The sequence below is a fragment of the Methanosarcina sp. MSH10X1 genome (genome assembly GCF_004099695.1).
Taxonomy (GTDB): Archaea; Halobacteriota; Methanosarcinia; order Methanosarcinales; family Methanosarcinaceae; genus Methanosarcina.
Map to the genome: position 1 here is coordinate 52254 of NZ_SCHL01000020.1, position 10602 is coordinate 62855.

Annotated in this window: 10 protein-coding genes and 1 pseudogene; 3 read left to right on the plus strand and 8 right to left on the minus strand. The window is 42.6% G+C overall.

The annotated features are described in order from the left end of the window. Positions 1–73 precede the first annotated feature (73 nt). Complete coding sequence (locus EQO05_RS12925; protein ID WP_128507165.1) at positions 74–1066, plus strand: radical SAM protein; 993 nt, start codon at positions 74–76, stop codon at positions 1064–1066. Next, positions 1053–1223 carry a hypothetical protein gene (locus tag EQO05_RS15635; protein ID WP_164888555.1) on the plus strand — a complete coding sequence of 57 codons (171 nt, stop codon included), beginning with the start codon at positions 1053–1055 and terminating at the stop codon, positions 1221–1223. The genes EQO05_RS12925 and EQO05_RS15635 overlap by 14 nt, the downstream gene beginning before the upstream one ends. A gap of 259 nt (positions 1224–1482) precedes the next feature. Here the strand turns inward: EQO05_RS15635 and EQO05_RS12930 are convergent, their stop codons facing one another. Beyond that, on the minus strand, positions 1483–2271 hold the full coding sequence (locus tag EQO05_RS12930; RefSeq protein ID WP_128507167.1) for an S-adenosyl-l-methionine hydroxide adenosyltransferase family protein: 789 nt from the start codon (positions 2269–2271) through the stop codon (positions 1483–1485). Positions 2272–2382: 111 nt separating this feature from the next. Here EQO05_RS12930 and EQO05_RS12935 point away from each other — a divergent pair, with 111 nt between their 5' ends. Further along, entirely contained in the window at positions 2383–2883 is a 501-nt protein-coding gene (locus tag EQO05_RS12935) for a DUF1616 domain-containing protein (RefSeq protein ID WP_128507169.1), read from the plus strand. Between the two features lie 99 nt (positions 2884–2982). Here EQO05_RS12935 and EQO05_RS12940 read toward each other — a convergent pair whose 3' ends face one another. The 7 genes and pseudogenes from EQO05_RS12940 to EQO05_RS12970 form a co-directional block, all read right to left on the minus strand. Next, positions 2983–3726 carry an epoxyqueuosine reductase gene (locus tag EQO05_RS12940; protein WP_128507171.1) on the minus strand — a complete coding sequence of 248 codons (744 nt, stop codon included), beginning with the start codon at positions 3724–3726 and terminating at the stop codon, positions 2983–2985. 217 nt (positions 3727–3943) lie between these two features. Then, positions 3944–4411 (minus strand): methylated-DNA--[protein]-cysteine S-methyltransferase, encoded by a 468-nt coding sequence (locus EQO05_RS12945; RefSeq protein ID WP_128507173.1) that lies wholly within the window; start codon positions 4409–4411, stop codon positions 3944–3946. Between the two features lie 204 nt (positions 4412–4615). Continuing rightward, on the minus strand, positions 4616–6676 hold the full coding sequence (locus EQO05_RS12950) for a M3 family oligoendopeptidase (RefSeq protein WP_240664668.1): 2061 nt from the start codon (positions 6674–6676) through the stop codon (positions 4616–4618). Between the two features lie 333 nt (positions 6677–7009). After that, a complete protein-coding gene (thiC, locus tag EQO05_RS12955) occupies positions 7010–8296 on the minus strand; it encodes a phosphomethylpyrimidine synthase ThiC (RefSeq protein ID WP_128507174.1) in 1287 nt (428 codons plus the stop codon). Positions 8297–8584: 288 nt separating this feature from the next. Then, complete coding sequence (locus tag EQO05_RS12960; protein ID WP_128507175.1) at positions 8585–9175, minus strand: UPF0228 family protein; 591 nt, start codon at positions 9173–9175, stop codon at positions 8585–8587. 207 nt (positions 9176–9382) lie between these two features. Further along, the gene (aglJ, locus tag EQO05_RS12965) at positions 9383–10300 is read right to left on the minus strand and encodes an S-layer glycoprotein N-glycosyltransferase AglJ (RefSeq protein WP_128507177.1); all 918 of its coding nucleotides are present in this window, start codon (positions 10298–10300) and stop codon (positions 9383–9385) included. A gap of 119 nt (positions 10301–10419) precedes the next feature. After that, positions 10420–10602: pseudogene (locus EQO05_RS12970) on the minus strand (TATA-box-binding protein); the annotation flags it as partial.

The window sequence follows — 10602 nt, forward strand, 5'->3', positions numbered from 1 at the left end:
CAAAAAAAAGTTATAATAGAAAAGATAATGAATAATAAGCAATCTTCTGAAAAAAAATAAGTAATAGATATCTATGTCCCGATTTAACCCTATCCTGGCTTCGAGAGCACTCTGGCAGATCCGGGTGAGAAAGCGTCCTTTTGTCCTTTCCCACGGCGTAAATACCCGCTGCAATATGCGTTGTAAGTTCTGTGAATACTGGAAGAAAACCGGAGAAGAACCGACAAAAGAGGAAATTTTCAAACTACTAGATGACGCGAAAGATTTCGGGATCGGAGTCTATAATGCCTGGACTGTGGAACCCCTCCTCAGAAAGGATCTTCCCCAGATCATGGCACATGCCAAAGGAATAGGGATGATCACTTCCATGGTCACAAACGGAAAGCTGCTTTACGAGAGAGCGGAAGAGCTTGTGGATGTGGATTACCTTTCGGTTTCTGTGGATGGGGTAGAGAGTTATAAAGAAATCCGTCGAATGGACTTTGAAACCCTGCTAAAGGGCTTAAAGAAAGCTATCGAGGTTAGAAAACTCCAGAAACAGAAGAATCCCATTCTGATGAACTGCGTACTCACAGGAAAAAACCTGGACGATATCGAGACTCTTATTTTGCTTGCAGAAAAACTGGGAGTAAAGGTTTCCTTCGAACCTGTCCACGAGTTTCCTGGAATCAGTGATGAGGTCTGGAATGAAATTGGAATCCGTGATATGGAAAAATTTCACAGTACAGTCGACCTTATAATCGAGCTTAAGAAGCAGGGCTATCCGATAATCAACTCCAAAACCTACCTCAGAATGGTCCGGGACGGGGAAACGGACTACAGGTGCAGAGCCAGCGGGATTATTATGAATGTGACGCATGACGGTGCTCTGGAAACCTGCCGTGTGCAAAACGAGCCTTTAGGAAACGTCATCTGGGATGGTTTTGAGAGTGTCTGGAAGAATTCGGAAGAACGCCGGAAGGAGATTGTCAAAAACTGCACAGGCTGCCTCTTTTTTGGATATACGGAAAACAGTTTGATGCAGAGTTTTAATCCCGAAGTTCTGATGCATTATGAGTGGATGTAACAGCAGAATTCCGCTTCGTGAGCCCGGTTTCCTTCCCGAATTGCGCCTCGGGAGGACGCTGCTCTTTTCGTTTCGCTCAACAGGGGAGTGCATGAAGAAATTCCAGGACAATCCAGAAAAGTATCTCAGCTTCCATGCTAAGGAAGCCAGGGTATAAAGCGAAGCAAAAGGTTCTCTTTTATCCCGAGTTCCCTTTATAGTTTTTTTATCCAGCATTTTTAGAGCTTCGGCTATAGCCCACCAGACTTCGGATTCAGATCGTTTAAGTTTTAATAAAAGGGGCTATTGCTTTTTATCACCGATTTTTCGAAGGGCACCTGCCGCATACAGTGCAACTACGGACTGTATTACTGCCGAGGAAAGCCAGAAAGCCCCCTCAGGGCATTCTGGACGGTCTTTATCTTATACAATCTTACTTACACAGTCTTTATTACAACCTGTTCTCCACTTTTCAGTCCGAACTGACGCGCAGCACTTCCTTTATTTACTGCAATCTCCAGGAAGCCGTGACTGCCTATAAGAGCGAGGGGCTCTTCCTGACCGACAAAACCGTAGGTATGAACAAAGGATATTCTTCTGCCATTTACTTCCACCTGTGAGCCGAAGGTAGAAAATTTTAAAATTATATCTTCCGGGATATTGGTGATTACATTCCCGAAGCTATCTGCAAAAATAACCTCCCCGACAAGAAAGGGGCCGTCAATTCCGAAATTTTTGAAATCAAGATTCACAAAGTCCGAGATTCTGGGTCCGACAGCCTCGATAAGTGTACCTTTTGAGAGGTGCGCTCCTGCAGGTGCAAAAATATCCCTTCCGTGAAAAGTTGCAGAAATTCCTGATTTGAGCATGAGTTTGGGATTTGTAATTTCGTGGACTTCCATTTCCCCAAGGCGGCATGCTGCAGGTATTAATAGCCCGTTGTCAGGGCCTACAAAGAATTGTTCCTTTCCTTCATCACCTGCTTTAATAGCAAGAGCGCGCCGGGAAGTCCCGACTCCGGGGTCAACGACACCAATATGCACGGTGCCCGGAGGGAAATATTGAACAAGTGAATAAAGAGCGAAAGCCCCTTCCCGGATTCCGGCCTGCCGGATGGAATGGGTTATGTCGATAATCTGAGTATCCGGGCTAATTCCCAGGATCACGGCTTTCATGGCTGCAGGATAAAGGTCTCCGAAGTCGGTAGTCAGGGAAATTAAGGGCATAAATATCACTTGGTTTTTTTCTATTTTATCGTATGCAGAAGGAGAAAATATATTAAGATGTGAAAAAGTACAGGCTAACACCGGGATATAAAAAATGAAGAAGAATAGAAGATGAAGCAGACAAAAATATTATTTATACTAATTTTGATGAGCCTGGCTCTTCTTACATCGGGATGCGAAGAAAAAATGAGTACAGAAGAAATACAGGAACCCTTTACCGAATTTTACATTCTCGGACCCGAAGGGACAGCTAAGAACTACCCGACCGACTATGTACTCGGGGACAACGGGACCATAATAGCTGGAATTACAAATCATGAGCAAAAGTCCGTAAATTATACAATGGAAGTCAGGCTCGAAGACACGCCTCTACCTTTACCGGCGGAATGGAAAAACGTATGCATCGAAAACAATGAAACCCTGGAAAAAGCCGTTATAATCACTCCTCCTTTTAAGGGCACAAATATGAACCTGCAATTTTTGCTTTACAATAACGATAAAAAAGGCACATTTGAAGGAGATGTCATCGCAGCTTACAGGAATCTTAATCTGTGGATAAATGTAACCCAAAATCTCACGGAGAACGTTTCAACGCCACTAACTGCAATATGAGCAAACACTGAAATTCAGTACCGGCCTTGCTACTCTGAAAAAACGGAAGTAATCAAAATCGTAAGTTTCGTATAAAATAGGAAAAAGGAGTTTCCTGCTTCAGCGGGACCTGAGAGCGCAGGGTCCGGTTGCACATTTCCCGCAGGCAAGCTGATTGAATTCGGGAAAAGCTTTTGCATTTTCCTGAAGCAAGCGGAAACATTTTTCCTTATCAAGACCTTTTACACTAAGAGCCCCGACCGGGCACCTGTCAATACAGACAAGGCACTTTTCTCCTTTCTTATATCGGCAAAACTCCTCAACAGGACGGGGGGTAGGAGGGATTTCTGCGGAAATAAATATTGTTCCGAAGCGACCTGCACACCCGGCTTTCGTTATCAGCATGTGGTGGACTCCAAAAGTGCCAAGCCCGGCTGCATAAGCTGCACTTTTGTGAGACCAGACAACATCAAAACCTCGATTCTTATAATCAAAAGTAATCTCAGGCACAACCGCTTTTATGCCCTCCTTTGCCAGTTCAGACTTCAATTTCTCATTAATTTCTCGGATCAGGCAGTCGGTCTCACCTCTAGCCTGAATCCACTCCTTTACAGGTTCCGGTGACCTCCAGTTTAGCTTCACAAGGTCTTTTTCAAAAGGCAGAAAGAAGGAAACAACAGTTTTTGCCTCAAGGAAGATCTCTTTCGGGTTCAGGTGGTAAGGGCCAATAATTTTCTCCATCTCATCAAAAATAGGGTCATCGGCTGAAGCATATCCGACAATAGGTTCACGGTATCGAGTTTCAGTACCCGGATTTGCAGCGGCTGATTTGATAATACTCTCTATCCTATTTTTAAGTTCCATATTAGTTTCTCCGGAAATCCATTTTCATAGAATACTGTAATTAATTATGGGATGTATGCATTTCATTGAACTGTCTAAAACGAAGAATTAGTTGCAGGTCGCCTTACTTAAAATTACTTATAAGTTGGAGAAATTAATAATAACAGGTGAGAAATATAACCGATAAGGAAAATGACATTGATATGTCAGACCAGATCAAATCGTTTCCCACTACAGTTTATCTTTTCTCAAGCTTTAATAAATATTCCTTAATATCCAGACCAGATGCATAACCCGTGAGCTTTCCGTTTGATCCTATAACTCTGTGGCAGGGAATAATTATCGCCATCGGATTCCGGTTGTTTGCAAGCCCCACAGCTCTATATGCCCTGGATTTTCCAAGAGATACGGCTATCTCTTTATATGTGCGGGTTTCGCCATAAGGGATTTTGCATAAAGCTCCCCAGACGGACTTCTGGAAAGCTGTTCCCTCAGGAGCCAGTTCAAGGTCAAAAGATTTTAATTCCCCGGAAAAATAAGCTTCAAGTTGCCTGGCAGCTTCTTTGAAGAAATCTTTGTTTTTTATCCAGTCCTCAGGAACATCTGCTTTCTTCTTGCCTTTCAGAAAAATAAGATGTTTCAGTCCCTCTTCATTCCCTGCCAGAAGAATAGGACCAATTGGGGATTCGATGATATCGTAATACATTTTGTTTGTCTCCTGTTAGCGCTGTTGGAAATAGTTGTATCGTTCTGGTAGAAATGTTTATTCAATAACCAGGTAAAGGAAGCTTTTTAAACGAAGCCAGATCCGAAAAAGAAAAAAATTGAAGGTTAAGAGCACTTAAACCCGTAAGTCCCTTAGCGTGTTTTACCGAAGCTCTTTGTCTGAGGCATTCAAATTCATTCGCTTTTATTCACTTTTAGATTCATTTTTCCAGAAAGATCCCGAATAAATGTTCAGGGTTTCTACGGCAGACTCAAACTCAGGTTCATTCGCTTTTTGTTCCAGTTCATTAAGTTCCTGAATCCTCAACTCCACAACGTCCATCGCATCCTCAAAAAGCTGCCTGTTGATTTCGATTCCGAAATACTTTTTGAGTTTTTCTTCAGGCGGTATTGTCGAACCTGCGGAGAGGTACGCGACATAATTTTTGTTGAAGGTTTCGGGATCTTCTTTGTACTGTTTAAAAAGGGAGAGAGTTATTGCCTTTGAGACAGCGTAGTTAAAGGTATAGTAGTTGTTTGTAAAGTAAATATGGTTAATATAAGTCCATTCCGCAGAATCTTTATCATAATAATCGACTGAGTTGCTCCTGTATTCTTTAGAGAGGTCTGTCCAGAGCGCATTCAGTTCGGCTCCACTTACTGTCCCATTCTCAGCACACATCTGATGTGCTTTATACTCGAATTCCGTAATCAATGGCTGCCTGGTAAACAAGTTCTGATAATCTGCAATCTGGTCAGACAGTATCATAATTGCGGTATCTCTATCATTGCTCTTGACCATATGATCAACAAAGAGTTCCTCATTGAAAGTTGAAGGAATTTCCATTTCATAGATTGTACCTGAACAGTAAAGATAGTCCACAGAATTGCCCATAAGGTAGAAATTAATCCCATGTCCGAGTTCATGCGTTAAAGTCTGCCGGTCCCCGATAAATCCGTTATAGTTTATAAAGATCAGGCCCGGAGCCTTCAGGGCAGACAGGTCGAAAGTGTAACCGCCTGGCTGCTTCCCATGCTCAGGGTCGGGATATACGTCTACGAAACTACCGGTTACCGTCTTTATAAAGATCTCATTGAAAACAGGATCCATTCGGGAATAGGATTTTTGAATTTCCTGCAAAGATTCTACATAGGTATAGTTTCTGGCAGGCTGGTCCGCCAGTTGCAGCATAAGGTCGTATGGTTTGAGCGCCTCAAGCCCCAGCTTCGTTTTCCTGAACTCATTATAGTCCTCAAAAGTATCTTTTCTTTCTTTGAAAACTGTGTTCATGTCCTCTACCTGAGCGGGTGTAAGATACAGATTATATAGACTATAGTTATAATAGTCCGTGAAATTCAGCTCCCTGGCAACGAGATCGTCAACCCTGGCTTTTTCCGAATAAATGGAAGCCATTGAGTCGGATTCATTTATCAGGTGGTAGAACCTCTTATCATAGCATCTTTTCCTGTTTTCCTGGCTCGGGTCTGTTGAAAGTAGAACATTGTAGGACTGGGAGTTGACCTGGAACTCTTCTCCGTTATCAAGAGTAATATTTCCTGCCACAGTGACATTATTGGTGATCTGGGAAATAGCCTCAGTTTCCAGTTTCATGCGCTGGTTTTCGAGCTCTGCGAGGTATGCAGCCTGGGACTCATTAACTGGCCTGTGTTCAGCAAACCTGATATAGTTAGCCTCAAAGTAAGGTTGATAAATCTCAAGCTCTGGCTCTTCGGAAAAGAGCCTGTTCCATTCTTCCTGATTGATCGATGCCATTTTTACAGTTGCAAATGCACTGGCTTTCTCATATTCTGTAATAAGATTCTGAGAGTTTGCAAGAAGAGAGGCAAAAAACGGATCATTTACATTTTTACTATTTTGAGTATATGCATAAATGTATAGAATCGTAGCCGACTTTGAGAACTCCTTGTCAGCTTCCAGATAATCAAGTAAAACAGGCCCAGACAAATTTTCAAACTTCGGACGGAAAGTTTCGTTTATCTCAGTTGTCTTCTTTTTTAAGATCTCAAGTTCTTCTAAGGCATCTTCCCTGCTACTGAGAAGATAGGAATCGTTCCATTCCGTTGTAACCTTGTCGGGATCAAGCTCTTCAAATGTGCAGTTCTCACTTATGATTTCAGAAGAGCCGCCCAGCTCCGCAGCAGCCCCGCACTCTGAAAAAACTGAAAAGAATAGAAATACCCCGAGAGTGATGAGTCCTTTAACTATTCCGAGAGCTATGAGCCCTTTAACTGATCTTAGTCTCATAAACCGCTACCCCTGACAGGCTATCAAAAACATCATCCAGGTTATGTAAGAGGACTTCCAGGCGTTTTAATAAATCGACAACAATAAATTTGGATATTTTTAAAGTAATGATGTAAAAAGCTATCGATTTTAAACTGCTCTATGGGCAAAAAGGCGGACATGCAAATTATATAGAAGTCCGGGTAAGGAGGAAAGAGAAAATTGCCGAAAAGAGAGGCTATGTGCGTGAAAATTAATTAGAAAATAAAATAGTCTCAGGAAATAGAATGACCCTAAAAAGAAATAAATAAGTAAAGCCCGAAGGCTTCACTTTGAGGGTTTACCAGTAACTGATTATTTTGCGAGGTTGTAGTTCTGGTTGACAATCTTGAGGGCGCAGAAGTTGCCGCACATGGTACAGGCATCTGTGTCTTCAGGGGCCCTGCTGTTTCTGACTTCTCTTGCGTGTTCAGGGTCGATTGCAAGGGAGTACATCTTTTCCCAGTCAAGTTCCCTTCTGGCTCTGCCCATGTCGAGGTCCCACTGTCTTGCTCTCTCGGGGTATTTTATCATATCGCCGACGTGAGCTGCAATTCTGGAGGTCTTGACACCGGTGATCACGTCTTCAAGGTTTGGAAGGGCGAGATGCTCTGCCGGGGTAACATAGCAAAGGAAGTCACAGCCGTAAGATGCGGATACAGATGCGCCGATTGCAGTTACGATGTGGTCATAGCCTGGGGCAACATCGGTAACTAGAGGACCGAGCATGTAGAAGGGTTTGTGACCGCTCATTTCCTTCATCAGTTTTACGTTGGTTGCGATCTGGTCCAGCGGAACGTGACCAGGGCCTTCGACAATAACCTGTAATCCCTGCTTGTGTCCCCGGTCAGCCATTTCGGAGTTGATAATAAGCTCCTGGATCTGGGCGCGGTCGGTTGCGTCATGGATTGCACCTGCACGCATTCCGTTGCCTGTGGAAAGGACGACCTCGTGTTCCTTAAGGATCTCAACGAGGTAATCGAAGTTTGCATAAAGCGGGTTTTCCTTTTCGTTGTGAAGCATCCAGGCGCTCATGAAAGCGCCACCGCGGGAACAAAGTCCGCCGTACCTGCCGTGGGCTTTAAGCCTGTCAAGGGTGATGTTGTTGATCCCTGTGTGGATTGCCATGAAATTGGTTCCGAGTTTTGCCTGGGCTTCGGTTGCATTGAAGAGTTCGTCCTCAGTCATGTGCACGATTGAGCCGTATTTTCTTGCAGCTTCAATGAAAGCCTGATAGAGAGGCACTGAACCGACTGAAAGGGAAATGCTGTCAATAACTCTTTTCCTGATTCCAAGGAAGTCTCCACCTGTGCCGAGCTCCATCAGAGTGTCTGCGCCTGCGGCTTCGGCAGCCTGGGCTTTCTTAACTTCCATCTCCGGGTCAACAATGTCTGAGGATACACCTATGGATGCATTGACCTTGGTCCTGAGCCCTTCGCCTATACCGCAGATCTTTACCTGCCTGTAAGGTGAAGTTGGAATAACGATTCTTCCGGCTGCAACACCGCGGCGGACGAATTCGGGGTCAAGCCCTTCATCCTTTGCGACGATCTTCATTTCCTCAGTAATAATCCCTTTTTGTGCATCTTCCACAATTGTCATATTATTAACCTCAAGCTTTCTATAATCTGTAAGATTTAGTTGTAAGATTAAGCTGTAATTAAGGCAAGGTTGAATTAGAACATAAAAGGCGCGTAATTATATATAACACTTTTTAAAAAATTAACTTTAACCTTAATCAAGTTTACTTTACTTCGATGGCTACAGGTATTGAAAAATATAAGAAATATGATTAAAATAAAAATTTTATAAATAATACTAAAGTTCCTTTGAGTAGAAAACAAGTAAATTTGTTCAGAATAAAATCCTTAAATCTACATGTACATATCTTTACCCTTCAAGGTACTCATAGCTTACAGTCAAAACACTCTCACTCAGCTCAAGTTCATTTTTCATTCCAGATGCATCATTTTCCGAAGTCTGGTTTTCGATTCCATTTTCGAAACGAATATAGCAAAAAGTAGATTTTCTCAGCTCAAGATCCTGTTTATTCAGAATTGTAAGGAAACTTTCATTATGGATAAGTTGTTCGGATACCGTAATTATGCAATAATTTCCTTTTTTGATATCAGGTACAAATTCAGCCCAATTCTTCCCTCTTCTGAATTCGTTTCTCACATCCAGCTCTTTAAATTTATCGCTTACACTTTCTCTTTCGTCCGTATTTACTTTTATATAGAACCTATCAGCCGTATAGTTAACATCATATTCCAGAGGATACATGCCAAGGTTGCAGTTTTCAAGGATAGCTTTAACTTCCTTTTCGGATGTTCCCTCTTCGAATTCAATAAGTAAACCGCCCACCTGCTGTCCGCGAACTGGCCGTTTCACATCTGCTGGCGTTTTAAGGAACAGCCCTCCAATTAACAATAAAATTAGAAAAGTAACAAGGACAGCATTTTTCTTATTATTTTTAATCATAACTACCACACAAAAGATAAGGAATCTATTCTCCAGCAAGCATAAGGGAATCCCAAAACCACAATCTTTTATGTTTAAATTATTTTAGGTTGAAGGATCATAAAGCTTTGGGCAAGAGTTTCTAAAAAAGTAAAAGTTAAAATATTGCTTTCCCGTGCTTATAAAGTACAGACCTGAAAAACAATGAGCTTAAAGGACAGGATATTCTTATTTTCTCGGTTTGTTCATTTCCATGATTAACTGGATGGTTTGCCTGTGAAGGGTTAAAATGAAATCACTCAAAGTCCCGAAGATAAACATCTGAAGACCGAATATGATTAGCAGGGCTGTAAGAATAGAAAGCGGGATACGGGTAATTCCCTCATACCACTGGGCCACAACAAAAGTTCCTGTAAATAGACCTGCCAGAATAAAGATAGAGCCTATAATCCCAAAATAAAACATGGGATTGTGCATTTTTGCAAGCCCGTAAATAGTAGATCCGATTCTGAATCCATCTTTTACCGGGTTTAGCTTGGTTGCGCCTTTCTTGCTTCTCGGAAGATAAGTAATAGGGACTTCTTCAACCCTTTGCTTTTTAAGAATGCATTCAACAGAGATTTCAGTCTCGATTTCGAAACCTGTTTTGTTAAGTTCGAGTTCCCTCATACTCTCGAGCGTAAACGCCCTGTAGCCTGACAGGATATCTTTTAATTCCACCCCATATGCTACGTCAAAAAACATATTTATTAGACGGTTGCCAACGAGATTGAGCCTCGTAAAGGCGCCAGGGGAGTAATTCCCCAGCCGGTTGCCTATAACATGGTCAGCCCGGCCTTCCAGGACAGGCTTGAGGAGAGAATGGGCTTCGCGGGCAAGATACGTTCCGTCACCGTCAACCATTATTACATAAGGGCTCTCAATAAACCTGAAAGCCTGAATCATTGCCTGCCCTTTGCCTTTTCCGGTCTGCATGATAACTCTTGCGCCTTCAGCCTCTGCAATTTGCCCTGTGCCGTCCTTGCTATTCCCATCGATTACCAGAATATTGAAAAAACCTTCATGCCTGAAATCCTTGATAAGCTGCCCTATTGTTGAAGCTTCATTCAGGGTGGGAATAAGAATACAAACATCTGCGCTGTTCACGTTTCACACATATCCTTTGCCGGAATCTCTACGCACGACGCAGAATCCGTTTTATTGTAATATTATATCAAATACATTATTTTCCAGAAAAAGGTATATAATTAATAGACAGAGGGTTCTTATAAAAGCCCCATACTGTCGAGCTGCTGGCGAACTACTTCCACGCTCCTCTCGCAATCTTCAGGGCTCTTGCCGCCTGCAACTACCAGTTTTCCGGAGCTGAAAATAAGCACAACTACTTTGGGCTCATCAATTCTGTACACAAGACCAGGAAACTGCTCAGGCTCGTATTCGATATTTTC